The organism is Streptomyces sp. NPDC048424 (genome assembly GCF_040651555.1).
Lineage (GTDB): Bacteria > Actinomycetota > Actinomycetes > Streptomycetales > Streptomycetaceae > Streptomyces.
Genome location: NZ_JBEZKE010000036.1, coordinates 14,456 through 37,868 on the forward strand (window position 1 = coordinate 14,456; position 23,413 = coordinate 37,868).

24 protein-coding genes are annotated in these 23,413 nt (G+C 72.5%); 12 read left to right on the top strand and 12 right to left on the bottom strand.

Features of this window, described 5'->3' with window-relative positions; translation table 11 throughout:
- Positions 1-42 precede the first annotated feature (42 nt).
- Positions 43-450 (bottom strand): RidA family protein, encoded by a 408-nt coding sequence (locus tag AB0D29_RS33260; protein WP_362859359.1) that lies wholly within the window; start codon positions 448-450, stop codon positions 43-45.
- 142 nt (positions 451-592) lie between these two features.
- Between AB0D29_RS33260 and AB0D29_RS33265 the strand changes: the two genes are divergently transcribed.
- Together AB0D29_RS33265 and AB0D29_RS33270 are read left to right on the top strand one after the other, a co-directional pair.
- The gene (locus tag AB0D29_RS33265; RefSeq protein ID WP_362859360.1) at positions 593-973 is read left to right on the top strand and encodes a helix-turn-helix domain-containing protein; all 381 of its coding nucleotides are present in this window, start codon (positions 593-595) and stop codon (positions 971-973) included.
- 146 nt (positions 974-1,119) lie between these two features.
- Positions 1,120-1,335, top strand: coding sequence for a three-helix bundle dimerization domain-containing protein (locus AB0D29_RS33270; protein ID WP_362859361.1), 216 nt, complete (start codon positions 1,120-1,122; stop codon positions 1,333-1,335).
- An 8-nt stretch (positions 1,336-1,343) separates the two neighbouring features.
- Here the strand turns inward: AB0D29_RS33270 and AB0D29_RS33275 are convergent, their stop codons facing one another.
- Entirely contained in the window at positions 1,344-1,928 is a 585-nt protein-coding gene (locus AB0D29_RS33275; protein WP_362859363.1) for a TetR/AcrR family transcriptional regulator, read from the bottom strand.
- Between the two features lie 60 nt (positions 1,929-1,988).
- The gene (locus AB0D29_RS33280) at positions 1,989-2,906 is read right to left on the bottom strand and encodes an SDR family NAD(P)-dependent oxidoreductase (RefSeq protein ID WP_362859364.1); all 918 of its coding nucleotides are present in this window, start codon (positions 2,904-2,906) and stop codon (positions 1,989-1,991) included.
- A 220-nt stretch (positions 2,907-3,126) separates the two neighbouring features.
- Here AB0D29_RS33280 and AB0D29_RS33285 point away from each other — a divergent pair, with 220 nt between their 5' ends.
- On the top strand, positions 3,127-4,176 hold the full coding sequence (locus AB0D29_RS33285; RefSeq protein ID WP_362859365.1) for a LacI family DNA-binding transcriptional regulator: 1,050 nt from the start codon (positions 3,127-3,129) through the stop codon (positions 4,174-4,176).
- A gap of 110 nt (positions 4,177-4,286) precedes the next feature.
- Here the strand turns inward: AB0D29_RS33285 and AB0D29_RS33290 are convergent, their stop codons facing one another.
- Positions 4,287-4,901 carry a DUF4360 domain-containing protein gene (locus tag AB0D29_RS33290; protein ID WP_362859432.1) on the bottom strand — a complete coding sequence of 205 codons (615 nt, stop codon included), beginning with the start codon at positions 4,899-4,901 and terminating at the stop codon, positions 4,287-4,289.
- 255 nt (positions 4,902-5,156) lie between these two features.
- Here AB0D29_RS33290 and AB0D29_RS33295 point away from each other — a divergent pair, with 255 nt between their 5' ends.
- Positions 5,157-6,971, top strand: a complete 1,815-nt coding sequence (locus tag AB0D29_RS33295) for a galactose oxidase-like domain-containing protein (RefSeq protein ID WP_362859366.1) — start codon at positions 5,157-5,159, stop codon at positions 6,969-6,971.
- Between the two features lie 27 nt (positions 6,972-6,998).
- Here the strand turns inward: AB0D29_RS33295 and AB0D29_RS33300 are convergent, their stop codons facing one another.
- Positions 6,999-7,490, bottom strand: coding sequence for a MarR family transcriptional regulator (locus tag AB0D29_RS33300; RefSeq protein WP_362859434.1), 492 nt, complete (start codon positions 7,488-7,490; stop codon positions 6,999-7,001).
- 69 nt (positions 7,491-7,559) lie between these two features.
- On the opposite strand from AB0D29_RS33300, the gene AB0D29_RS33305 reads away from it, so the two are divergent.
- The gene (locus tag AB0D29_RS33305; protein WP_362859367.1) at positions 7,560-8,465 is read left to right on the top strand and encodes an EamA family transporter; all 906 of its coding nucleotides are present in this window, start codon (positions 7,560-7,562) and stop codon (positions 8,463-8,465) included.
- Here the strand turns inward: AB0D29_RS33305 and AB0D29_RS33310 are convergent.
- The 3 genes from AB0D29_RS33310 to AB0D29_RS33320 all read right to left on the bottom strand — a co-directional run bounded on the left by AB0D29_RS33310 (position 8,455) and on the right by AB0D29_RS33320 (position 10,041).
- Positions 8,455-9,105, bottom strand: coding sequence for a HutD family protein (locus AB0D29_RS33310; protein ID WP_362859369.1), 651 nt, complete (start codon positions 9,103-9,105; stop codon positions 8,455-8,457). The two genes, AB0D29_RS33305 and AB0D29_RS33310, sit on opposite strands and share 11 nt — an antisense overlap.
- On the bottom strand, positions 9,102-9,473 hold the full coding sequence (locus AB0D29_RS33315) for a DUF4180 domain-containing protein (RefSeq protein ID WP_362859370.1): 372 nt from the start codon (positions 9,471-9,473) through the stop codon (positions 9,102-9,104). The genes AB0D29_RS33310 and AB0D29_RS33315 overlap by 4 nt, the downstream gene beginning before the upstream one ends.
- A gap of 127 nt (positions 9,474-9,600) precedes the next feature.
- Entirely contained in the window at positions 9,601-10,041 is a 441-nt protein-coding gene (locus AB0D29_RS33320) for a MarR family transcriptional regulator (RefSeq protein WP_362859372.1), read from the bottom strand.
- Positions 10,042-10,194: 153 nt separating this feature from the next.
- Here AB0D29_RS33320 and AB0D29_RS33325 point away from each other — a divergent pair, with 153 nt between their 5' ends.
- On the top strand, positions 10,195-11,754 hold the full coding sequence (locus AB0D29_RS33325; RefSeq protein ID WP_362859374.1) for an MFS transporter: 1,560 nt from the start codon (positions 10,195-10,197) through the stop codon (positions 11,752-11,754).
- 91 nt (positions 11,755-11,845) lie between these two features.
- On the top strand, positions 11,846-12,364 hold the full coding sequence (locus AB0D29_RS33330) for a DinB family protein (protein WP_362859375.1): 519 nt from the start codon (positions 11,846-11,848) through the stop codon (positions 12,362-12,364).
- A gap of 138 nt (positions 12,365-12,502) precedes the next feature.
- Here the strand turns inward: AB0D29_RS33330 and AB0D29_RS33335 are convergent, their stop codons facing one another.
- The gene (locus tag AB0D29_RS33335) at positions 12,503-13,864 is read right to left on the bottom strand and encodes an FAD-dependent oxidoreductase (RefSeq protein ID WP_362859376.1); all 1,362 of its coding nucleotides are present in this window, start codon (positions 13,862-13,864) and stop codon (positions 12,503-12,505) included.
- 207 nt (positions 13,865-14,071) lie between these two features.
- Between AB0D29_RS33335 and AB0D29_RS33340 the strand changes: the two genes are divergently transcribed.
- The 4 genes from AB0D29_RS33340 to AB0D29_RS33355 all read left to right on the top strand — a co-directional run bounded on the left by AB0D29_RS33340 (position 14,072) and on the right by AB0D29_RS33355 (position 16,255).
- A complete protein-coding gene (locus AB0D29_RS33340; protein ID WP_362859377.1) occupies positions 14,072-14,290 on the top strand; it encodes a DUF5302 domain-containing protein in 219 nt (72 codons plus the stop codon).
- Between the two features lie 174 nt (positions 14,291-14,464).
- Positions 14,465-14,878: a rodlin gene (locus AB0D29_RS33345; RefSeq protein ID WP_362859379.1), complete on the top strand. Its 414-nt coding sequence runs from the start codon at positions 14,465-14,467 to the stop codon at positions 14,876-14,878.
- A gap of 179 nt (positions 14,879-15,057) precedes the next feature.
- Positions 15,058-15,945, top strand: coding sequence for a glycoside hydrolase family 19 protein (locus AB0D29_RS33350; protein ID WP_362859436.1), 888 nt, complete (start codon positions 15,058-15,060; stop codon positions 15,943-15,945).
- Positions 15,946-16,096: 151 nt separating this feature from the next.
- Entirely contained in the window at positions 16,097-16,255 is a 159-nt protein-coding gene (locus AB0D29_RS33355; RefSeq protein WP_362859381.1) for a hypothetical protein, read from the top strand.
- Between the two features lie 22 nt (positions 16,256-16,277).
- Here the strand turns inward: AB0D29_RS33355 and AB0D29_RS33360 are convergent, their stop codons facing one another.
- From AB0D29_RS33360 to AB0D29_RS33370, 3 genes are all read right to left on the bottom strand, one after another.
- Positions 16,278-19,034, bottom strand: coding sequence for an AAA family ATPase (locus tag AB0D29_RS33360; RefSeq protein WP_362859382.1), 2,757 nt, complete (start codon positions 19,032-19,034; stop codon positions 16,278-16,280).
- Positions 19,035-19,277: 243 nt separating this feature from the next.
- Positions 19,278-21,047, bottom strand: coding sequence for a S8 family serine peptidase (locus tag AB0D29_RS33365; RefSeq protein ID WP_362859438.1), 1,770 nt, complete (start codon positions 21,045-21,047; stop codon positions 19,278-19,280).
- 429 nt (positions 21,048-21,476) lie between these two features.
- Positions 21,477-22,226 carry a DUF1838 family protein gene (locus AB0D29_RS33370; RefSeq protein WP_362859384.1) on the bottom strand — a complete coding sequence of 250 codons (750 nt, stop codon included), beginning with the start codon at positions 22,224-22,226 and terminating at the stop codon, positions 21,477-21,479.
- 181 nt (positions 22,227-22,407) lie between these two features.
- Between AB0D29_RS33370 and AB0D29_RS33375 the strand changes: the two genes are divergently transcribed.
- Positions 22,408-23,406 (top strand): DUF1996 domain-containing protein, encoded by a 999-nt coding sequence (locus AB0D29_RS33375; RefSeq protein ID WP_362859385.1) that lies wholly within the window; start codon positions 22,408-22,410, stop codon positions 23,404-23,406.
- Positions 23,407-23,413 lie beyond the last annotated feature (7 nt).

Here is a 23,413-nt window from a genome sequence, read left to right on the forward strand (position 1 = left end):
CAGTGGCACCTGCTTCACCGACCGTGCGGCCGCGGTCGACGGTCAGTCGATGACGGCGGTGGCTTCGATTTCGACCAGGTGCTCGGGTACGTCCAGCGCCGCCACGCCCAGCAGCGAGGCCGGCGGGACCGGTGCGGCACCCAGTTTCGCGGCCGCCCGGGTGATTCCCTCCATCAGCAGGGGCATCTTGTCGGGGGTCCAGTCGACGACGTACAGGGTCAGCTTCGCCACGTCGTCGAAGGAGGCGCCGACCTCGGCCAGGGCGGTGCCGACGTTGAGGTAGCACTGCTCGACCTGCGCGGCGAGGTCGCCCTCACCGACCGTGACGCCGTCGGCCTGCCAGGCGACCTGTCCGGCGATGAAGACGAGCTTCGACCCGGTCGCGATCGACACCTGCCGGTAGGCATCGATTTCCGGCAGTCCCTTGGGGTTCACCAGGGTGATGGCCATGCTGTCCGCCTCCATTGACATGGGCGCCCGGGAGCTCGATTCCTCAAGCCACCCCGCGCCCGCTCTCTTGTGGTTACTCAGGCACCGTAGGAGAGTGGCCTCTGACATGGAAGAACGCACTTTTCAGTGACTGGGGAACCTGATGGTGACCAAGCAGTACACGGGCTCGCCCGACGAGGCGGACCTGAGGCGGGCGGACTCGCTGGGGCGGGAGATCTTCTCGGACGTCGCCAACAAGTGGGCGCTCCTGATCATCGAAGCCCTGGGAGAGCGCACCCTGCGCTTCAGCACGCTGCGCGACGAGGTCGAGGGCATCAGCCACAAGATGCTGACCCAGAACCTGCGAATGCTGGAGCGGTACGGGCTGCTCGAGCGGACCGTGTACCCCACCGTGCCGCCGCGGGTCGAGTACACCCTCACCGAACCGGGCCAGGCCCTGCGGGCGACGATCGACGGACTGTGCGACTGGACCCACCGGTACTTCGGGCACATCGAGGCCTCGCGCCGCCGCTTCGACGCCTGACGGGAACGGCGGGATGCGGGCGGCGGCAGGTTCCAGCCGTGCGTGCCGCCGAGTGCGCGCAGAGCGGCGGAAGATCGACTTCCGGCGGGACGGCCGCTCCGCGAGACTGAGGAAGGGCTGTCCCCGACGGAAGGCCGAGGTGCGTGATGGCGGAGCCGGAGGACGCCCTCACCATCCGCCATGTCGCCGAGCGGCTGATGAAGGCACACCCCGACGTGGACGCCGATCTGGTGGAGGACTCGGTACGCACGGCGTACGAAGAGCTCCGCTACGCACGTGTGCGCACCTACCTGCCGATCCTGATGGAGCGCAGGGCCAAGGACCTGCTGCCCTCAGACGAGCGGACGGATCGCCAGACCTGACGGTCGGCTCAGCGGCTCGGCGGCGGCGCGGTCTTCAACCCCTCGAGCAGCGCGGTCAGGTAGCGGTGCGCCGCGTCGGTCCGCTCCGCCGGGCTGCCGCCGTGGACGTGCACGGCGTACGCGATCCCGCACATCAGCGGTACCAGGTCGGTGGGGGCGAGGTCGGCCCGGACCACCCCGGCCTCGCGGGCCCGGTCGAGGAGGGTCTTGCCGGCCGACCACACGGACGCCTTGAGCTCCGCGGTCCGCGACAGGGCGTCGGTGGACGCCGCGGTGACCGGCGCCAGCGACGCGTCGGTCACCTGGGCCTCCACGGTGCGGAACAGGAAGCCTTCCAGCGCGCGCCAGGGATCGGTGTCGGCCAGCGCCTCCTCGCCGTGGGCCGCCAGAGACTCGAGGCACGGGGTGGCCACGGTCTCGAGGAGCGCCTCCGGCGTGGCGAAGTGACGGTAGACGGTTCCGACACCGAGTCCGGCGCGGCGGGCGACGTCGTTGAGTTGGAGGGGGACGCCCTGGTCGACCAGGGCGCGGGCGACGGCCACGATCCGGTCCCAGTTGCGGGCCGCGTCCTTGCGCAGTGGCGTCGTCGTCATGGGCCCATCCTAATCGGATGGGCCATCCGCTCCGCCCCCTCCGGCCGGCCCGGGTGCAGGTCAGCCGAGGTCCGGGAGGGCGGTGGCGAGCGGGGCATGGCGTTCGGTGAGCCGGCGCACGGCCGCGGCCAGGCGGGGGTCGGTCGCCGGGCGGAACGGCCGTACCGGGCGCGCCCGGGATCCGATGACGAGGCCCGTGCGACCCGCCAGGGCCGCGTCCGTCGCCGCGACGATCGACGGCCTGGCCGCCACGGACGCCGGGCCCGAAGTGGAGCGTTCGAACCTGCGGCGCACCAGCGGCCACAGCAGCCGCAGGGCAGGCGAAACGATCTCGGGGTCGGAGAGGGTGCCGTCGGTCATGTCGGTCGCGGCGCCGCCCGGGTCGGCGGCGAAGACCGATACGCCCGTGCCGTCCAGCCGCGCGGCCAGGTCGAGGGTGTACGCGAGGTGGGCGAGCTTGGCACGTCCGTACCAGTGGAAGCCGTAGTAGCCGCCGGGTGGTTCCACCGCTTCGAACACCCGCTTCGCGGCCACGACCGCACCGGAGGTCACGTTCACGATCCTGCCGGACCCGCACGCCGTGAACGTGGGCAGCAGCAGTTCGGTCAGGAGGTACGGCGAGAGGTGGTTGACGACGAAGGAGGCCTCGACACCACCGATGTCATGCCGCTTCGGGAACATCGCGCCGATGTTGTTGACCAGCACGGCCGGCGGTGCGCCCGCCGCGGCGCGTTCCGAGGCGATCCGGCCGGCGAGGTCGCGCACCTCGTCGAGGGAGGAGAGGTCGGCGCGGAGGAACCGGCCGGGGCGTGCCGGATTGACCGCGTTGATACGGCCGACCGCCCGGGCTCCGCGGTCGGCGTTCCGGCCGACCACGGTGACGGAGAGGCCGGCGGCGGCCAGCCCCAGCGCCGTCTCCAGACCGATGCCGCCCGTGCCGGCCGTCACCACGGCCATCGCGCTCCCGCTGCTGTTCATGCCCAGCCCTCCCGTACCCACATCCGGATAGTGCATCCGCTTCGAGGGTGACGGTAACAGATATCCGGATGACCTATCCGCTTGATGTCACGGAGATGCCGATGGCCTGGACCGGGCCTTCGAGGTCGGGGGCACCCGGCGGGCCGCCGGAGGAACCGGGCTGCCGGGCGTAGCGGTTACCCTGCTGTGCACCGTTCGTGATCACCTTGGAGGAACACCCGTGCCCGAACCGCATCCCGGGAACCGCCCCACCCTGGAGGCCGTCGCGGCGCTCGCCGGGGTGTCCCGGGCCACCGCCTCCCGCGTGGTCAACGGCGGAGACGGCGTCCGCGCGCATCTGGCGGAAAGGGTGCGCGAGGCGATCCGCGACCTGGGGTACGTCCCCAACCCGGCGGCCCGCACCCTGGTCACCCGCCGCACCGGAGCCGTCGCGGTGATCATCGCCGAGCCGGAGGTCCGGATATTCTCGGACCCCTTCTTCTCCCACCAGGTCCGCGGCATCAGCAAGGAGTTGACCGCCCACGACACCCAACTGGTCCTGCTGCTGGTGGAGGACCGGTGCGACTACGACCGCATCGAGCGCTACCTCGCCGGCGGTCACGTCGACGGAGCCCTCGCCTTCTCCCTGCACACCGACGATCCGCTGCCCGCCATCACCCGGCGCATCGGCATGCCCACGGTCTACGGCGGCCGCCCCGGCTGGACCGACGGTCCCGGTCCCGGGGAGGACGAGGGCGTGGCCTACGTCGACGCGGACAACCGCGGGGGCGCGCGGGACGCCGTACGGTACCTGCTGGCGCAGGGCCGGCGGCGGATCGCGCACATCGCGGGTCCGCTCGACCAGACTTCGGCGGCCGACCGGCTGAGCGGCTACCGGGACGTGCTCCCGGGCGATGTCCCCGACCTGTTCGCCGAAGGGGACTTCACCCCGGCGGGCGGGGCCCGCGCCATGGCCGAACTCCTGGACCGCGACCCCGGGATCGACGCCGTCTTCGCCGGGAACGACCTGATGGCCACCGGCGCGCTGCGGGTGCTGCGGGAGCGGGGCCGGACGGTCCCCGAGGACGTGGCGCTGGTGGGCTTCGACGACGCCGAGTCCGTGGCGGAGGGCACCGACCCGCCGCTGACCACCGTGCGTCAGGACATCGAGGGGATGGGGCGCATGATGGCGCAGCTGTTGATGCGCACCCTGGACGGGACTCCGGAGGAGCGGGCCGCGGTCGGTCCGGTGATCACCGCGACCTCGCTGGTCCGGCGCGCTTCGGCCTGACGCCGCCCACGCGGACATGCCTCATGTGCCGTGCCGGCCGAAAAAACGGCCGCCGGGGCCCGCGTGACAGCGGGTCCCGGCGGCCGGGCCGAGCGGAGGGACGTCCGGGATCAGCCGCGCACGGGGCACTGCTTCCAGGAGAAGTGGTAGATGCTGTTGATGCTGCCGTCCGTCGAGTCGAGGGCCATGAAGCTGGTCTGCGACGGGTCGGAGGAGCCCACTTCGGCGCGCAGTTCGGTGTTGATGTTGAAGTTGCGCTGCTCGCCACAGGGTGCGAACACCAGGGCTTCGATGCCCGTGGTGTCGGTCGCCTGCCAGTTGTCCTCGTAGCGGCCGTTGAACTTGTGGGAGCGCTGGGCGGTCTGGCTCATGCCCTGGAAGTAGTAACTGGCCTTCTGGGTGCCGGTCGCGCCCTCCTGCAGGTTGCCGTAGCCCCGGTAGTCGACCTGCGCCACGGCGTAGGTGTAGCCCTGGGGGACGTGCACCTGGAGGGAGAGGAGACAGTTCTTGCGGCCTTCGATGGCGGGGGCGCCACCGCCGGCCTGGGCCACGTACTCGCTGTAGGTGACGGTGAAGGCCGAGTTGTCCGGCGCCACCGCGACGGCGGCGCTGCCTGGGCGGCAGCCCGATCCGTTGATGGAGGCGACGTCCACGGTCACCTTGTCGGTGGGCGCCGAGGGGGAGGCCCCGGCTGTGGGGGTCAGCGTGACGAGCGTTGCGGTCACGGCGGCTGCGGTGAATCCGGTACGGAGCGACTTGATCACACCGTCATGGATAGCCGCCGGCGGCGGCGCCGGACGGCCGACGGGTACGCGCTCTCACCTCGATGGCCGAAACGATTCACCGCAGAAACGATAAACCTGCGCATACCGGTCCGCCGAACGGCCGCAGGTGGCACGGAGCACCGAGTCGCACCGGCCATCAAGTCCCGCTTGTCCTAATATCGGCGAGATCCTTCAGGCCCTGCGGTGAGGAGTCCCATGTCCCGCGTACGACGGTCCGCCGCCCGGGCCGCGCTGGCGCTCGCCACCGTCCTGGCCGTCACGGCGACGGGACACGCACCCGCCTTCGCCGCGGTCCACCACACCGGCGACGAGGCCGCCGTGCTCGGCGAGGAGCACGCCCGCGCGCACGCGCAACTGCGCCGGGCCGCCAAGGGCACCCAGGGCTATCCGCAGGCGAAGCGCACGGCGAGCCTGACCTCGCTGGAGGAGTCCCAGCGCAAGGTCAACGCCGGTTTCGACGCGGCGCGGTTCGGCCGCTTCACGGAGTTCTTCCCCTCGCCCGACTTCGGTGTCCACGTGGCCCTGCTGCCGACGGGCAAGGTGCTGCTCTTCTCCTTCGAGCGGGTGGAGGCCGATCCCACCAAGGAGACCGGCCCCACGAACACGGTGGGGCGCACGAACGCCGGCCGGGCCTACCTCTGGGACCCCGCCAAGGGCACCGGCGCCCGGGCCTTCAAGAACGTGCCGCCGCCGGTGGTGCTGATGCCCGACGGCACCTACGCCCCGCGCCCCGCGCCGTTCTTCTGCGCCGGGCACTCCTACCTCCCCAACGGCATGGTCGGGGTCTTCGGCGGCAACGTCGGCGGCAAGGGCGGCAGCGGCGCCAAGCTGTCCTTCGTGTTCGACCCGTGGACCGAGACCTGGTTCCGCAACCGCGACATGGCCGTCGGCCGCTGGTACCCCTCCGTAGTAACCGCGGCGGACGGCCGGCAGATCATCATGTCCGGCCAGTCCGAGCGCGGTACGGGCACCCCCACGCCGGTCGTGGAGCGCTTCCCCGCTCTGGGGCGCCCCGTACCCTGGCGCCCGTTCGACATCCCCGTGAACGTTCCCGCGGAGCGGCTCCGTTCCGAGGCCCCCTTCCGCAACGACTATCCGCACCTCTTCTCCCTGCGGGACGGGAAGATCTACGGACTCGGCCGCGACGCCGACCAGCAGTGGCTGTTCGATCCGGTCAAGGACGTGCGCACCGACCTGCCCCGGCGGCCCGCCGACTTCCGGGGCTACGGTTCGGCCGTGCCGCTGCCGGCCGGCTTCCGCGGCCCGGACTCCGTCCTGGTGCTCGGCGGCGACCCGCGCGACCCGCTCACGTACCGGCTGTCCGGCGGCCGCTGGAGCATCGAGGAGCCGAGGGCCTTCGGCCGCACCCAGGACGGCACCCTGATCCTGCCGGACGGCACGCTGCTCACCGTCAACGGCGCCCTGGACACCCGGGACTACGGCAACGGCCCCTTCAACCCGAAGGCGGACCTGAAGTACCGGCAGATCGAACTGCGCGACGCGCGCGGCCACTGGAAGCCGGGTCCGGCCCAGCGGCTGCCCCGCGGCTACCACTCCAACGCCCTGGTCCTGCCGGACGGGCGGATGATGGTCACCGGCGACGAGCTCCAGCAGATCGCCAACGACCCCGACATCAAGGACGGGATGGACGGCAGCATCGAGCTGTTCGAGCCCGCCTACCTGCACCGGGGCGCTCGCCCGGCGCTCGACCGGGCGCCTGCGGGTGAGCTCGGCCACGACACGGCCTTCCAGGTCACGAGCTCGACGGCGAAGGACGTCAAGCGCGCCGTCCTGCTGGCACCGACCACCGTCACCCACTCGGTCAACACCAGCCAGCGCCACCTGGACCTCCGGATCACCGGCGTGCGCGGCACCACGCTCGGGCTCCGGACCCCGCCGAGCGCGGCCGACGCCCCGCCCGGGTACTACATGCTCTTCCTGCTCGACGCGAAGGGCGTGCCCAGCACGGCGAAGTGGGTGAAGCTGGGCGTCCGCCCGCGGTCGCGCTGAGCACTCAGGGGCAGGGGGGCGGTTCGACTACGGCCCGGGCAGCGGCGGTTCGACCTTCGCCAGCCAGGTGGCGAGGAGCTGCTCCAGCTGCGCGGCCTCCAGCGGTGTCAGGCCGTCCAGCAGGCTCCGCTCGTTGCGCATGTGCTCGGCGAAGGCCTGGTCGATCAGGTCCCGTCCGGCCGGTGTGAGCGCGACCACCCGGCCCCGGCCGTCGGCGGTCGAGCGGCGGCGGGTGACCAGCCCGTCGCGTTCGAGGCGGTCGATCCGCTTGCTCATGGCACCCGTCGTCACCATGGTGTGCGCGGCGAGCTCTCCGGGTGCCCGCTCGAACGGCTCCCCCGCCCGGCGCAGGGTGGCCAGCACGTCGAACTCCCCTTCGCCGAGGCCGTACTTGCGGTAGACGAGGGCGAGGCGGTCGGTCAGGAGCAGGCCGAGCCGGTGCAGCCGCCCGATCACGCCCTGGGGGCTGACGTCGACGTCGGGCCGTTCGCGGGCCCACTCGTCCTGGATGCGGGCCACGTGGTCCTTGGGCTGGGGTTTCACGGGAACAGCATAGCGTTACCTTCCATGGAAGGTATTGTATCTTCCATGGAAGACAATCTGCGGTGGTCACTGGTCACGGCGATCGCCCCGGTGGCGTGGGGCACGACCTATTTCGTCACCCGCGCGTTCCTGCCCGACGGCCATCCGCTCTACGGGGGTGTCATCCGGGCCCTGCCGGCCGGGCTGCTGCTGCTCGCGGTGGGCCGGCGGCTGCCGAGCGGCAGCTGGTGGTGGCGGGCGCCGCTGCTCGGCGTCCTCAACATGGGCGGCTTCTTCGCGCTGGTGTACCTGGCCGCGCAGCGGCTGCCGACCAGCGTGGCCTCGACCGTCATGGCGACGGCTCCGCTGGTGATGATGCTGTTCGCCTGGGCGCTGCTGGCCGAGCGGCCGGGCCCGCGACACCTGGCCGGTGCGGGCGTCGGGGTCGGCGGCGTCTGCCTGATGCTGCTGACCCCGGGCGCACCCCTCGACCTCCTCGGCGTGCTCGCCTCGGCCGCCGCGATGGGGATGGCCTCGCTCGGCTACGTACTGACCAAGCGGTGGGGCGCCGGGGTGGACGTGCTCTCGTCGACGGCCTGGCAGCTCTTGGGCGGCGGGCTGCTCCTGCTGCCCCTGGCGGTCGCCGTGGAGGGGGCGCCGCCGCACCTGGACGGCCCCGCGCTGGCCGGCTTCGGCTACGTGACCGTGGTGGCGACCGCGGTGGCCTTCGCCGCCTGGTTCGCGGGGCTGCGGCACCTGCCCGCCGGGACCGTCGGGCTGCTGGGCCTGCTCAATCCGGTGACGGGCGTCCTGCTGGGCACGGCCGTCTCCGGGGAGTCCCTCGGCCCGCTGCAGCTCTGCGGCCTGGCGCTCGCACTGACCGGGGTCCTGCTGGGGCGCCCGACGGCACCGCGCCCGCACCCGGGGACTCCGGGACGGGCGCGGACCGAGGCCTCGGGGACTACTCGCTGAGGGTGTCCACCGTCGGAGCGGGGCCGAAGCGGACCACCGCCGCGCGGCCGGCCGTACGCAGGATCAGGTCGGGCCCGCCGGTCAGCAGGGCGGCGTCGTACGGAGCCAGCTCCTCGACGCGGCCCGCGCCGGACCCGGAGCCGGAGCCGGGACCGGGGCCCCCGTCGCCGGTCCGGTGCAGCACGGCCGGCCCGTCCAGGGCCACGATCAGCAGGGTCTCCCCGGGCGGCACGGCGAGCGCGAGCACGCCCCGTACGACCGCGGTCTGCGCCCGGGTCTCGCTCCGCCGGTACATCACGTTGAAGTTGACCACCGGACCGTCGAGGAGCCGGCAGTCCGTCGGCTCGTCCCCGGCGAAGTCACGCGGCGCGAACCGCTCGTCCACCAGGTGTCGGACGCCGGCCACCGCGAGGTCCATGCCGGCGCCCTCGGCCAGGGTGAGGGTGCGGTCGACCCCGGGGAAGGAGGAGAAGGGCCCGTCGGCGGCGACCTCCGCGAGGCTCACCCGCCAGGCGAAGTCCCCGGTGCCGGCGCCCTCGGGCCGTGCGGCGATCTCGCGGGTGACTCCCCCGCCGTTCTTCCACGGGGTCGCGCCGCGGTCGGCCGCGCGCAAGAGGCGCAGCCCGTCGCCGCCGCTCACGCGGTCGGCCCGGTCAGCCGCGCGGTCAGTTCCCCGGCGTCGGTGAGGAACCACGCCTGGCGTCCGCGATTGCACTCGCGGACGAAGTCGCGCAGCGCCGAACTGGACGCCGTGTGGCGGGAGATGTCGCCGAGGACGACGATGCCGACCCGGTACTGGGCGAACTTCTGGATGATCTCCCCGGCGACCCGGGTGCTCAGCTTGAAGAACGCGTCGTCGAACCGTTCGGCGGGGATGACGACCCATTGCGCGCCCTGGTAGGAGGCGTCGCCGATGCAGTCGAGGGCATCGCGTTCGCCCGCGATGACCTCGCCCTCGGCCGCGCACATCAGGACGGGTACGTCATTGATCGTCTGCAGGGTGCTCATGGAGGTCGAGGCTAGTTCGGGACGCCGACGGCGTCGACGCGATTCGGTCGACGCGATTCATGCGACGCGATTCATGCGACGCGATTCAGGCGACGCGACTCGGCCGAGGTGAGTCAGGCGACACGGTTCAGGCGCCCTTCTCCATCGAGGGGCGCAGCCGGCCCAGCAGGGCGTAGAGCGTCGCGCTCTCGGCCTCGTCGAGGGTGTCGAGCGCGCCGTGCATGTCCTGCATCTCCTCGCGGACCCGGCGGATGACCTCGCGGCCTGCGTCCGTGGCCACGACGTTCTTGACGCGGCGGTCGGCGGGGTCCGGCTCCCGGCGCACCAGCTCGCGGGCCTCCAGGCGGTCGACGATGCCGGTCACGTTCGAGGCGTCGCACACCAGCAGGGTGGCGAGGCCGCGCATGGGCACGGGGCCGTCGAGCTGGGCGAGGACCCTCGCCTGGGTGGAGGTGAGGCCGTGCTGGGCGGCGGCGGCCGCGAACTCGCGCCATTGGGCGGTGCCGATGGCCGCGAGCAGCTCCAGCAGCTGGAGCTTGGTGGGGGTGTGCGTGGCGGTGTCGCTCATACCTGGAGCGTACTCAGGATGTTTGACATTATCAATTGTTTACTTGACCACCTTAACTATCGACGTCTACCGTCAGTCGAGTTACTTGAGGAAGTCAAACATCTGCGTTCCGAAGCTCTTCAGCTCCGAAACACGAAGAAGGTCCCCCCAGCCATGAGCACCCCCTCCCCCGCCACCCCGGCCTCCGGGCCCCGGAACGAGACGGTCATCGTCTTCGCCCTGAGCCTCGCCGCCATGGTCGTGTCGATGATGCAGACCCTGCCGGTCCCGATCCTGGGACTCATCCGCGACGACCTCGGCACCTCGACCGCGAACGTGAGCTGGGTGACCACCGCCACCCTGCTGTCGGCGGCCGTCTTCACCCCGCTCCTGGGCCGGTTCGGCGACCAGCACGGCAAGAAGCCCACCCTGGTGGCCGTGCTCGGCGTCATGGTCGTCGGCTCCGTCATCGCGGCGCTGGCGTCCACGCTGCCCCTGCTGATCCTGGGCCGGGTGCTCCAGGGCGCCGCGACGGCGATCTTCCCGCTGGCCCTCTCGGTCCTGCGCGAAGAGGTCCGGCCGCAGAAGCTGCCGGGAGCGATGGCGCTGGTCAGCGGCACGCTCGCGTTCGGCAGCGGCCTCGCGCTCGTCGCGACCGGGCTGCTCACCTCCGGGTCGGACGCGGACTACCGCAACGCCTTCTGGATGGCGACGGGCTTCGCCCTGCTGGCCCTGCTCGCGGTCGTCTTCCTGGTCCCCGCGACCCGGCACAAGACCGGCGGGCGCACCGACTTCCTCGGCGCGCTGACCCTCGGCCTCGCGCTGCTGCTGCTCCTGCTGCCGATCTCCCAGGGCCACGAGTGGGGCTGGACGTCCGGCCGTACGCTCGGCAGCTTCGCCGGCGCCGCCGTCATGACCGCGGTCTGGGTGCTCGTCGAGCGCAAGGTCCGCGAGCCCCTCGTCGACATGAAGATGTTCGTCCACCGCCCGGTCCTCATGGCCAACCTGGCCGGCGTCCTCGTCGGCTTCGGCATGTTCGCGAACTTCCTGGGCGTCTCGTACCTCGTCCAGATGCCCGAGGCGCTCACCGGCTACGGCTTCGACGCGTCGATCCTGCGCGCCTCCGTGCAGTTCCTGCTGCCCGGCGCCATCGTCTCGCTGCTCGCCTCGCCCGTGGGCGGCCAGATCGTGCGCCACCGCGGTCCGCGCGTGGCACTGGGGCTGGCCGCCGCGCTCGGCGCGGCCGGCTTCGCCTGGCTCGTCCTGGACCACCAGCACAGCCTCTCGGTGATCGGCGCCGGACTGGTCGTCGGCGCGGCCGTCAGCTTCGGCTACGCGGCCATGCCCGCCGTGATCATGTCCAGCGTCCCGCACCACCAGAGCGGCATCGCCAACGGCATCAACTCGATCTCCCGCTCCACGGGCAGTGCGATCGGCAGCGCCGTCGTCACCACGATCCTGGCCTCGAAGACCATCGAGCACCTGCCCGCGGGCGTGCCCCCGCTGCCCGCCGAGTCCGGCTTCACCCTCACCTTCGGGATCGGGGCCGTGGCCTTCGCGCTGGTCGCGGTGATCAGCTGGATCGGGCTGCGGGGCGGACACCGCACCGTGGCGGCTTCCGCGCAGCCCGGGGCGGCCGAGCAGAACGAGAAGGCCCTGACGGCCGAGACGGCGGAGACGGCCGGAGAGGCCGGGGCGGCCCGGCAGGCCGAGGCCGTGGAAGCCACCCGCTGACCGACTGAGCGACCCACACCACCGGCCCGGCGGCCCCCCTGCCGCGTGTCGTTCGCGGCGGGGGGACCGCCGGGCCTTGCATGGTGGGTGCATGAAGGCTACGGACGTCATCGCCGACGGGTTCGGACGCATCCGGGAGATCGTGCACGAGGCCGTGGACGGGGTCCCGGCCGAGCTGCTGAACGCGCGCGTCGATCCGGCGGCGAACTCGATCACCTGGCTGGTCTGGCACCTGGCCCGCATCCAGGACGACCACATCGCCGACGCGGCCGGCCTGGAGCAGCTGTGGCAGGCCGGGGGCTGGGCGGACCGGTTCGCCCTGCCGCTGCCCGCCGGGGCCACCGGGTACGGCCATTCGGCGCGCCAGGCGGGCACGGTCCGCGTGGACTCGGGCGAGCTGTTGCTGGGGTACTTCGACGCGGTGCACGAGCAGAGCCTCGGGTTCGTCCGGGGGCTCGCCGCCGCCGATCTGGACCGGGTGGTCGACGAACGCTGGGACCCGCCGGTCACCCTCGGGGTGCGGCTGGTCAGCGTACTGGCCGACGACCTGCAGCACGCCGGGCAGGCCGCCTTCGTCCGCGGCGTGCTGGAGCGGACGAAGGGCTCCTGAAGGCCCGCCCTCGCCCACCCGGCCCCCGCCCGGGCCCGTCCCGTTGCCCGGACAGCGTCGTACCGTACGGCGACGGCCGCCGGCGGGGCCGCTCCACGCGGTGGGGCCGGGACCCGTCCGGGTCCCGGCCCCCTCTCGTTACGCCCCGCTCGCGTCGAGCATGTCCTCACGCTCGACGATCTTCACGCGCTCGCGGCCCTGGGGCTCACCGAGGGCCTTCTCGGCCGCGTCCAGCCGGTGCCAGCCCTCCCACGTGGTGAAGCGGACGCTGCGCTCGGCGAGGAAGGCCTCGACGGCCTCCGGAGCGGGCGTGGCCGGCGTGCTCAGGCTGCCCTCCGCGTGGTCGGCGAGCAGGTTCGCGACGGTCTCGTTCGCGTCGCCCTTGGTGTGGCCGATCAGGCCGACGGGACCGCGCCGGATCCAGCCGGTGACGTACGTCGACTGCAGGTGGGCGCCGGCTTCGATCACGCGGCCGCCCTCGTCCGGGACGGTGCCGGAGTCGACGTCCCAGGGGAGCTTGGGCAGCTCGTCCGAGAGGTAGCCGACGGCCCGGTAGACGGACTGGACGTCCCAGTCGGTGAACCGGCCGGTGCCCTTGACGTTGCCGGTGCCGTCGAGCTCGGTGCGCTCGGTGCGCAGGCCGACCACGCGGCCGTCCTCGCCGAGCACCTCCGCGGGCGACTCGAAGAAGTGCAGGAACAGCTTGTGCGGACGCTCGCCGATGTCGCGGATCGCCCAGTTCTCCAGGGTCTTGGCGACCATGTCGGCCTGCTTGTTGGCCCGGCGGGTGGCTATGGAGCCCTCGTCGTAGTCGATGTCCTCGGGGTTGACGATGACCTCGATGTTGGGCGAGTGGTCCAGTTCCCGGAGCTCCATCGGGCTGAACTTGGCCTGGGCCGGACCGCGACGTCCGAAGACGTGGACCTCGAGCGCCTTGTTGGCCTTGAGGCCGTCGTAGACGTTCGCCGGGATCTCGGTCGGCAGCAGCTCGTCGGCCGTCTTCGCGAGGATGCGCGCGACGTCGAGGGCGACGTTGCCGACGCCGAGCACGGCGACCTTCTCGGCCTCCAGCGGCCAGGTGCGCGGGACGTCCGGGTGGCCGTCGTACCAGGAGACGAAGTCGGCGGCGCCGTAGGAACCGTCGAGCTCGACGCCCGGGATGGTGAGCGCGCGGTCGGCCGTGGCGCCGGTGGAGAAGATCACGGCGTCGTAGAAGGACTGCAGCTCGTCGAGGCTGATGTCGTTCGGGTAGTCGACGTTGCCGAAGAGGCGGACCTGCGGCTTGTCGAGCACCTGGTGCAGGGCGGTGATGATGCCCTTGATGCGCGGGTGGTCGGGGGCGACGCCGTACCGGATCAGGCCGAAGGGCGCCGGCATCCGCTCGAAGAGGTCGATGGACACACCGGGCTCGACGGCGGCCTCGGACTTCAGCAGCGCGTCGGCGGCATAGATTCCGGCGGGGCCGGCACCGACGATTGCTACCCGCAGAGGGCGAGGCATGGCAGGGGTTCCCTTCGAGCGACGGCAAGGTGGATCAAGGGGAACCCTAAACGAAGGTATGCCTAACCCAGCACCCGGTCTCGCTTTATGACCCCATAATCAAAACTTATGACCTCTCCAAGCTGCGCTTGGGGGCGAGGCGAACTCGCTGGTCAGTGGGCACGCCACCTGACAGACTGAAACCGCTTGATCACCCCAGGAGGACGAATGGCTGACGAAACAGACACCCCGCAGGCCTCTCAGGCCTCACAGGCCCCGCAGGACGAGTCCCCGGCCGATGCGGCCAAGCGCAAGTTCCGGGAGGCCCTGGAGCGCAACGCGGCGAACGCCCAGTCCCAGCAGGCGCACCAGAGCCGGGCGAAGGTCCAGGGTGCCAGCAGCGGCCCCGGCGGCAAGAACAAGAAGGTCCGCCGCAAGACCGGCTGACCCTCGGATCCGAGGAGCTCAGTCTCGCCGCCGCGGCGGCGGGACCGGGCGACTCCACCCGCCATTGGGCCACCCGGGTGAGGGAGGATAACTCCTGACACTGTCGGCAGTTGATCAGCTCGTCCCGCCGAGGGCAGCTATCTCATGCGACAGTGCGACAGAAGGATCCCCCACATGTTCAAGAAGTTCATGGCCACCGCCGCCGTCACCGCCTCCGTGCTCGGCGCGGGTGCCGCAGTCGCCTCCCCGGCCATGGCCATCGGCAACGACGAGGGTGTCACCACCGTCAACGGCAACGGCGCCGCGCAGATCTACGGCAACCAGGAGACCCACGGCAAGATGAGCCCGCAGCTCAGCGCCGTCCAGGGCTCCCTCAACAAGCTCTGCATCGGCCTGCCGGCCAAGGTCAACGCCCAGTCCCTGCTGGCGGTCATCGCCAACATCGGCGTCCAGGACATCAACGTCGCGTCCAACCCGCAGAACCAGCAGTGCGCCGAGAACTCCACCCAGGCGAAGGGTGACGAGACGGCCTCGCACATCCTCAGCAACATCCCGGTCCTCTCCGGCAACCTCTCCGCCGGCAGCTGATCGACCCGGCTTCGCGCCGGTGTCACGCGTCACGCGTGATGCCGGCGCGTTTCATTTGGTCTAGACCTTGACAGGTACAGACCACTTTCGCTTCAGTGGGCGCAGTTGCCCCCCACGGCAATTCCCCCCACTGAAGGAGCAGTTGCGTGATACGTACGCTTCGCCGCCGTGCCCTCTCCCTGGCCGCCGCCGCGGCCGTCACGGTCGGCCTCGCCATCGCCCTCCCCTCCTCCCCCGCCTCGGCGGCGGCCCCCTGCGCCGGCGCCTGGACCTCGTCCGCCGTCTACACGAACGGCATGAGCGCCTCGTACGCCGGACACAACTGGCAGGCCAAGTGGTGGACCCAGGGCGAGACGCCCGGCACCACCGGGCAGTGGGGCGTCTGGTCGGACCAGGGCGCCTGCGGTGGCGGTGGCCAGGACCCCGACCCCGACCCCGGCAATCCGTCCGGATTCGTGGTCTCCGAGGCCCAGTTCAACCAGATGTTCCCGAACCGGAACCCCTTCTACACGTACAACGGCCTGGTCGCGGCGCTGTCCGCCTACCCCGGATTCGCCAACACCGGGGACGACACCGTGAAGCGGCGCGAGGCCGCGGCCTTCCTCGCGAACGTTTCGCACGAGACGGGCGGACTCGTCTACATCGTCGAGCAGAACACCGCCAACTACCCCCACTACTGCGACGCGAGCCAGCCGTACGGCTGTCCGGCGGGGCAGGCGGCGTACTACGGCCGCGGACCCATCCAGCTGAGCTGGAACTTCAACTACAAGGCGGCCGGTGACGCGCTGGGCATCAACCTCCTCGCCAACCCGTACCTCGTGGAGCAGGATCCGGCCGTCGCCATGAAGACGGCGCTCTGGTACTGGAACACCCAGAACGGCCCGGGCACGATGACCGCCCACGCCGCCATGGTGAACGGCGCGGGCTTCGGCGAGACCATCCGCTCCATCAACGGGTCCCTGGAGTGCAACGGCGGCAACCCCGCCCAGGTCCAGAGCCGCATCTCGAAGTACCAGAGCTTCACCCAGCTGCTGGGGGTGACTCCGGGCAACAACCTCGGCTGCTGATCCGCCGATCCGCGGCCCGGGCCCCTTCTCCGCTTCCCGCGCCGGCGCCGACAAGGCCGGAGCCGGCCGGTGACTGTGCACGGGCCGGCTCCAGGGGTGGGGCAGGGGGATCAGAGGGGCGACGTGGCCGCGCCGGCTGCCGCTGGACCGGTTGCTGCGGGTCGCGGCCGAGGCGCGGGCCGCCGAGATCGCGGGCCAGGTGGATCCCGCCCCCGCGACCGAGGGACGCCCGTACGGCGGGGGTGACACGCACCTGCGCAAGGTCGCCGAGGCCCGGAAGAAGGGTTTCCTGCCCGCGCTCAAACCCTGACCCCTGCTGATCCGCGGGGCGGTCAGCTGGTGCGCAGGGCGGTCGCGAGCTGGGCCCGCGAGCGGACGTCGAGCTTCTGGTAGATGCGGGTCAGCCGGGCCTCCACCGTCTTGACGCTGAGGAACAGCTTCGCCGCGGCCTCCTGGTTGCTGGCGCCCTGGCTGACGAGCAGGGCGAGCCGGGTCTCGGCCTCGGTCAGCACCGCGGCCGCCGGCACCTGCGCACCGCCCCCCTCGCCGGGAGCCGGCTCCCTCGCGAGCTCCGTCCAGGGAACCGCCCCGGCCGGGCCGAACACCTCGGCCGCCGCCCGCAGCGCCGCGCGGGCGGGGGCCCGCCGGCGCCTGCGGCGCTCCACCCGGGCGAGGGCGAGCAGCGTACGGCCCCGCTCCAGCGGCAGTTGCAGGTCGTCGAAGCGCCGCGCCGTGGACTCCAGCAGGTCGACGGCCGCGTCGGCCTCCCCCTGGGCGGACAGGCACAGGCCCCGGGCCCGGTCGAGGGCGGCGATCACGCCGGTGCGGCCCAGGCCCAGGGCGACCGTACGGACGCGGTCGAGGAGTTCGGCGGCCTCGCCGGGCTCGTCCGCGGCGATCAGCGCCTCGGCCAGCTCTCCGTGCCAGCGCAGGACGGAGGGGTCCACCACTTGCTGGGCGGCTTCCAGCGCGGCGACGCGGCGCAGGGTGGCGACCGCCTTCGCCGCCTCTCCGGTGGCCAGTTCGACCAGGCCGAGCGCGTGCAGGCTGCGGGAGAGGAAGACCTGGTCCTGCTCCTCCTGTGAGGCCTGGATGCCGCGCCGGGCGTAGCCGGCGGCGCGCGCGAAGCTGCCGCCCATGGCCTCGGCCATCGCGGCGAGGTACCAGGCGGGGCCGGGCGACAGGCCCGCCTCGATCGTCAGTTCCAGGGCCCGGCGGGCGTGGGCGGAGGCGGCCTCGCAGCGGCCGCTGCGCAGCTCCACCTCGGTGAGGCTGCGCAGGACCTCGAAGACGTCCTCGGCGGAGCCGGTGCGCTGGACCGCGGGGAGCAGGACCATCGACTGGTGGCGGGCGTCGGCGAGCCGGTCGTCGAAGAGGGCGTGCCGCACGGCGAGGTACTGCGGGGCGTTGCGCATGCCGAGCGGCACCTCGGGCGCGGGCAGGGCGAGTGCCTCGGCCAGGATCTCCTCGGCGTCGGTGTCCCCGAGGATGCGGCCCATACGGGCCCGTACGGTCAGGGCCATGGCCTCGGCGGTCTGGTCGCCGCCGAGCGCGGCGAGCCGGCCGGCCTCGGCCGCCGCGTCGCGGGAGCGGACCGGGTCGCCGTCGCTGAGGTTGTGTTTCCAGGCGATCCGCAGTTGGACGGCGGCCTGGAGGGAGGGGTCCCCGGCCGCCTCGTCCATGGCGTACGCGAAGGTCTCGTCGAGGGCGCCCAGGGCCTGCCCGGCGGCGTCCATCACGGCGAGCCGGGCCCGTACCCGGTCGGCGGGCGAGGCGTCGCGGGCCAGGACGGCCCGGGTGGCGCGGCGCGCCAGGTCGGCGCGGCCCGCCCAGCCGGCGTCCTCGGCGGCCGTGACGAGCCGGGCCAGTTCCTCCCCGGCCAGCCAGGACGGCGTACGGTCGGCGGCGAGGAGGCCCAGTTCGGCGGCGAGGGCCCGCTGGCCGCGGCGGCGGCAGACGGCGGCGGCCTCGGTGATCTCCGCGGCGAGCCACTGGTCGGGGGTGTCCACGGCCAGCGCGCGGTGGCGTACGGCCTGGACCGGGTCGTCGACGGCGGCGGCCAGGGCCGCGTGCCCGGCAGCGCGTTCCGGCCAGCCCGCGTCGGCGGCGAGGGCGGTGAGGAGGGCGCCCGCGGTGAACTCCACGGTGCCGTCCTCCCCCACCCTGACCAGTGCGGCCCGTTCCGCCTCGGCCAGCTCGGCCTCGGCGTCGGGGCGGCCGGCGCGGCGGAGCAGGGAGGTGGTGGGGCGGGAGGCGAGGGCGGCGAGCAGCAGGGTGCGGCGGGCCTGGGCGGGGACCCCGGCGAGGAGCCGGCGGGCCACCTCGCGGGCCTGTCCGGAGACGGGCAGCGGGTCGGCGTGGTGGGCGCTGCTGTCGCGGGCCTCGGCGGCTTCGGCGAGGGAGTGGCCGAGGGCGAGGGCGAGGCGCGGGTTGCCGCCGCTGGCCTGGTGGATGCGGCCGGCGAGGCGGGCGGGGAGGCAGTGGCGGACGAGGAGTTCGGCGACCTCGTCGGCGCCGAGCGGGGGAACGCGTATCGCGGGGACGTCGGGGCCGCAGAGGGGTTCGCCGACGGAGGTTCCGCCCTGGACGCATTCGGCGACCAGGACCCGTACGCGGGGCGGGGTGAGGCGCAGTGCGAAACGGAGCAGATCGGTGCTCTCGGCGTCGAGCCACTGGGCGTTGTCGAGGACGAGCAGGACGGGGTGGCGGGCGGCGAGGGTGCGGAGCACCTCGACGACGGCGAGGCGCAGCGCGATGTGGTCGCGTCCGGCGCGGGGGGCGTCGGCCTCGCGGCGCAGCAGGGCGATGGCGGTGCGCTGGGGGCCGGAGAGCTGGTCCAGGGCGGCGGCGGGGACGGAGGCGAGGAGCGCGGCGGCGGAGGCTTCGGGTATCCACTGGTCGGCGGCCTCGGGGGCGAGGCGGAGCACGCTCTCGCGGCGGGATTCGGCCGCGGCCGCGACGGCGCGCACGACCTCGGTCTTGCCCGCGCCGGCGGGTCCGGTGAGCAGCGCCCGGCCGTGCGTGGTCAGCGCAAGGTCGACCGCCTTGATGAGTTCACCGTGTCCGACACTCGTGTCAGCGTTCCCCACCGCCACCACGCACAGCCACCAGCCTTCCGGTCCCCAGCTCCTGTGCCCTTCCTGTGAGAGGCGAGAATACGAGGTCGGACGGCAGGTGGACCCGGATTGTGACGCAGAATTCAGTCACGTGACCCGGAAAACCCGGCGGACCTGCCGATACGCGCGGTATCGGCAGGCCCGGGGATTCAGTTGGTCCGTACTATCGGCCCGTCAGGCCGAATTGGTGCCGGACTCCGGTGGAGGGGGAGCGACTCAGAACGCGAGGTTCCAGGAGTCGATCTTGCCGGTGTCGCCGCCGGCGTTGTCGTTCACCCGCAGCTTCCAGGTGCCGTTCGCGACCTCGGAGGAGGCGTTGACGGTGAAGACCTGGTTGATGTTGTCGGTGCTGCCGCCGGCCCGGTTGTGGACCGTGTAGACGGTGCCGTCGGGGGCCACCAGGTCGACCTTGAGGTCGCCGATGTAGGTGTGGAGGATGTTCACGCCGACCTTGAGGGCGGCCGGGGCGTTGCCGTTCACACCGCTGACGGTGATCGGGCTCTCCACGGTGGTGTTGTCACCGATGGTGACGTCCGTGCCGTTCTCGAAGCCCGGGGTGGGCGGGGTCGAGGTGACGGCGGCGACGGTCGCGGCGGCGTCGGCGAGACCGGTGCCGCAGCCGCCGGTGCAGGTGCCGGCGAGCGGGCGGGCGTTCGTCTTGATCGCCGACTCGATCTGCGCCGGGGTCAGCGCGGAGTTCGCCGACTTCAGCAGGGCGGCGAGGCCCGCGATGTGCGGGGCGGCCATGCTGGTGCCCTGGTAGGGCTTGTAGCTCTCGGCGCCGGGGGTGGTGGTGCCCGCGTTCAGCGTGGAGAGGATGGCGTTCTCGGGGGTGGTGACGGTGCCGGGCGTGTCGGTGGCGCGGCGGGTCTCACCGCCCGGGGCGGCGACGTCGATGATCGCGCCGTAGTTGGAGTAGTACGAGCGGTCGCCGGCGCGGTTGGTCGAGGCGACGTTGATCACGTTGTTGCAGCTGGCGGGCGAGAAGTTCGCGGCGTCCGCGTTGCTGTTGCCGGCCGCGACGACCACGGTCGTGCCGCGGGCGACGGCGGCGTTGATGGCGTTCTGGTAGCTGGTGCCGCAGGCGCCCGAGCCGCCGAGGCTCATGTTGATGACCTTGGCCGGGGTGGCGTTGGCCGGGACGCCGGCCACGGAGCCGCCGGAGGCCCAGGTGATGGCGTCGACGATGTCCGAGGTGGCGCCGCCGCACTTGCCGAGCACGCGGACGGGCTGGATCTTCGCGCCGTACGCGATGCCGGCGACGCCCTTGGAGTTGTTCGTGGCCGCGGCGATGGTGCCCGCGACGTGGGTGCCGTGCCAGGAGGAGTTGCTGGCCTTGGAGCCGAGGCCGCACTCGCCGTCGGTGGCGTTCCAGTCGCCCTGGTCGGCGGGGTTGTTGTCGCGGCCGTTGCCGTCGCGGGCGTCGGCGGAGCTGGAGATGAAGTCGTAGCCCGCGACGATGTTCGGGGCGACGTCCGAGTGGGCGACGTAGCCGGTGTCGATCACGGCGACGGTGACGCCGGAGCCGGTGGTCTTGTCCCAGGCACCGGGAACGTTCATGCCGGCGGTGGGCTCGAAGAGGTCCCACTGCTTGGCGTACTCGGTGTCGTTCGGGGTGACGGCCTGGGCGTAGGCGCGGGTGTCCGGCTCGACGTAGGCGACGTCCGGGTCGGCGCGGAACTGGGCCATCACGTCGGCCGCTTCGGCCGGGGCCACGGTCCCACCGAGGTTGACGAGGGCGGCTCCGGTGCCGAGGCGGCGGTCGAACTTCGCCTTCTTGCCTGCCTTCTTGCCCTTGGCGGCGGCGTCGTCGGCGGCCGCGGTGTTCGAGCTGGCCTCGGTGGCCGAGGACTTGTACCCGACGATGAGGTTCTGGACGGGCGCCGTGGCGGCGACGGTGGCGGCCGGTGCCGCGCCGGGGTTCTCGACGGCCACGGCCACGGAGGCCGCGGCGGTGGCGGAACCGGCGAGCAGGGTGACGGACATGGCCACCACGGATATGAGCCGACGTCTGGAAGCGTGCACGTGTTCCCCTTAGCGGGCCGTTTCCGGGCAGGCCGGAGCGGCCGGTCGGTGCAGTGTGGGAGGTTCCGGCGGCCGCGGGGCCGGAAGCGAGTTGGTCGGTCTCGCCCCGGCCGCCGCCGCGCGCCACGTCGTCCCGGCCGCAACGGCGGGGCAGGGACAACGGCGTTCCCGGCCCTTCCCCGGACGGTGGGGCCTACACGCCATGTGGGGTTGGCGTGTGAACCGCCCCGTCAGGGGAAGATCGCCGGTGGGCAGACAGTAGGCAACGCGGCGATGAACTCGATACGGGGAAAACCCTTGTCCGCCCCCTGCCGCACCCCCGGGGGTCCCTCGGCAGGGGCGGCGGGGTGGCCGGGGAGGGTGGCGGCGGCCAGTCGAGAAGGGTGGCGGCTAGTTCGGCGGGAAGAGTTTGCGGTAGTACGTCCAGCTGGTTTCGTTCGGTTCGCTCCACTTCTCCGGGGCGTGGGCGAATTCGGGGTGGTGGTCCGCGATGTACGCGCGGGTGCGCTCGGGGACCTGCGCGTACGCGTCGAGTTTGCGGCCCCGGCAGTGGAAGGTGAGGCCGCCGGGGCGCGCGCCCTGTTCCATCCAGGGCAGCCACGGGGACATCCGCGTCCAGGACATCGTCGAGGGGACGCTCGCCGCGTCGGTGGCCAGCGCGGCCCGGGGTGTGAAGAACTGGAAGAGTTCCAGCGCCCGGTAGGTGTCGTCGGCCGACTGGTCCGGGTACTCCTCGACCGGCAGGGGCGAGGGGTAGGCGAGCGGGATCTCCAGGCTGAAGCAGACCTGGTCGCCCAGTTCGGTGACGGGCACCGGGAACGGCCGCCACCGCTGGTTGGCCGGATCGTTCCAGACGTGGACCACCGGCTTGCCCTCCCAGGTCTCCATGATCTCCCGGGTCCGCGGGTCCAGGTAGAACGCGGCCTCCCTGGAGAGCAGCTGGTAGCCGCCGATCTCCTCGTCCGGGACGAGGCGGGCGACGTTGAGCCCTTCGAAGCCGAAGAGGTGCCGGTAGGGCTCGCCCGGGGCCCAGGCGTGGACATCACCGGTCCACCAGAACGTGACCTCGTCGCCGTCGAGCGAGGCGCGGGTGCGGGCGAATGCTTGCAGGAGTTCGGCGGGTGTCGCGGCGGATGTCATACGGTCCACTGTGCGCGGCCGCGGGCCGGGTGGGCAAGCGGTCCCACGGACAACCGGAGCCCCCTTCAAGGGGCTTGAGGGGCTGGTGGGGGCAGGTGGGTCCGGTGCCCCTGGGCCGGGCGGAGACCGCCATGCGGATGCCAGGTTGACGACGGTCGCGCCACCGGCAACGGTGACCGCCATGGGGAAAGAACGCCGACTGCTCACACTCGTCATCTGCCTGGTCCTGGGGGGCGGACTGACCGCCGCGGTGCTGGGTGCCTCGCGAGCGGCCGGTCCGCACGGGGGGACCGTCGCCGGGCGTCCGGCGCCCTCCGACTACGTGGACATACGTGATGTTCCACGCGTCCCGGCCGCCGCTCCCGCCCCGGGTGCCGACGGTTCCACCGGCTCGGTGGTGGTGGACTGCGGCCGCAACGAGCAGGGCCACTACAACGAGGACAACCTGGTGGTCTCGCCGGGCCTGCGGGCCGGCGCCCACCACACGCACGCGTACGTGGGGAACCTGTCCACGGACGCGATGTCGACCGACGCCTCCCTGGACGCGGCCGCCACGAGCTGCGCGGGCGGCGACCGGTCCACGTACTACTGGCCCGTCCTGCGGCGGCTCGACCGGCCGGGCGCGCGCCCCCACGAGCACTCGGCGGGGCACGGGAACGCGGGCGAGATCCTGCCGGAGGTCTCGGTCCTGGTGGAGTTCCGCGGCAGCCCGGTGAGCAAGGTGGTGGCGATGCCGCGCTTCCTGCGCGGGATGACGGGCGACGCCGTCGCGTACACGGCGGGCAGCGACGCCGACGTACGGGCCCGCTGGGGGTGTTCCGGCTCCCCGGACCGGCCGACCACCCGCTACCCGCGCTGCCCCGAGGGCGAGCGGGTCACCCGCACCCTGGTCTTCCCGAGCTGCTGGAACGGCATCGACACGGCCGGCGCCGGGCACCGCTCGCACCTGCGCTTCCCCGGCACGAACGGGGTCTGCCCGCCGGACTTCTTCCCGGTGCCCGAACTGCGCGTCTCCCTCGCCTACGAGGTCCCCGCGGGGGTGCCCGTGGCGCTCGACTCCTTCCCCGAGCAGCGGCACAGCCCGAAGACGGACCACGCCATGTTCGTGAACGCGATGACCGACCGGCAGATGTCCGAGGTCGTCGGCTGCCTCAACGAGGGCCGCGCCTGCCGCACCTGAGTGACGC

Coding starts and splice junctions, on each gene's coding strand:
- AB0D29_RS33260 (WP_362859359.1), bottom strand. CDS start 450: ATGGCCATCACCCTGGTGAACCCCAAGGGACTGCCGGAAATCGATGCC.
- AB0D29_RS33265 (WP_362859360.1), top strand. CDS start 593: ATGGTGACCAAGCAGTACACGGGCTCGCCCGACGAGGCGGACCTGAGG.
- AB0D29_RS33270 (WP_362859361.1), top strand. CDS start 1,120: ATGGCGGAGCCGGAGGACGCCCTCACCATCCGCCATGTCGCCGAGCGG.
- AB0D29_RS33275 (WP_362859363.1), bottom strand. CDS start 1,928: ATGACGACGACGCCACTGCGCAAGGACGCGGCCCGCAACTGGGACCGG.
- AB0D29_RS33280 (WP_362859364.1), bottom strand. CDS start 2,906: ATGAACAGCAGCGGGAGCGCGATGGCCGTGGTGACGGCCGGCACGGGC.
- AB0D29_RS33295 (WP_362859366.1), top strand. CDS start 5,157: ATGTCCCGCGTACGACGGTCCGCCGCCCGGGCCGCGCTGGCGCTCGCC.
- AB0D29_RS33305 (WP_362859367.1), top strand. CDS start 7,560: ATGGAAGACAATCTGCGGTGGTCACTGGTCACGGCGATCGCCCCGGTG.
- AB0D29_RS33315 (WP_362859370.1), bottom strand. CDS start 9,473: ATGAGCACCCTGCAGACGATCAATGACGTACCCGTCCTGATGTGCGCG.
- AB0D29_RS33320 (WP_362859372.1), bottom strand. CDS start 10,041: ATGAGCGACACCGCCACGCACACCCCCACCAAGCTCCAGCTGCTGGAG.
- AB0D29_RS33325 (WP_362859374.1), top strand. CDS start 10,195: ATGAGCACCCCCTCCCCCGCCACCCCGGCCTCCGGGCCCCGGAACGAG.
- AB0D29_RS33330 (WP_362859375.1), top strand. CDS start 11,846: ATGAAGGCTACGGACGTCATCGCCGACGGGTTCGGACGCATCCGGGAG.
- AB0D29_RS33335 (WP_362859376.1), bottom strand. CDS start 13,864: ATGCCTCGCCCTCTGCGGGTAGCAATCGTCGGTGCCGGCCCCGCCGGA.
- AB0D29_RS33340 (WP_362859377.1), top strand. CDS start 14,072: ATGGCTGACGAAACAGACACCCCGCAGGCCTCTCAGGCCTCACAGGCC.
- AB0D29_RS33345 (WP_362859379.1), top strand. CDS start 14,465: ATGTTCAAGAAGTTCATGGCCACCGCCGCCGTCACCGCCTCCGTGCTC.
- AB0D29_RS33365 (WP_362859438.1), bottom strand. CDS start 21,047: ATGTCCGTCACCCTGCTCGCCGGTTCCGCCACCGCCGCGGCCTCCGTG.
- AB0D29_RS33370 (WP_362859384.1), bottom strand. CDS start 22,226: ATGACATCCGCCGCGACACCCGCCGAACTCCTGCAAGCATTCGCCCGC.
- AB0D29_RS33375 (WP_362859385.1), top strand. CDS start 22,408: ATGGGGAAAGAACGCCGACTGCTCACACTCGTCATCTGCCTGGTCCTG.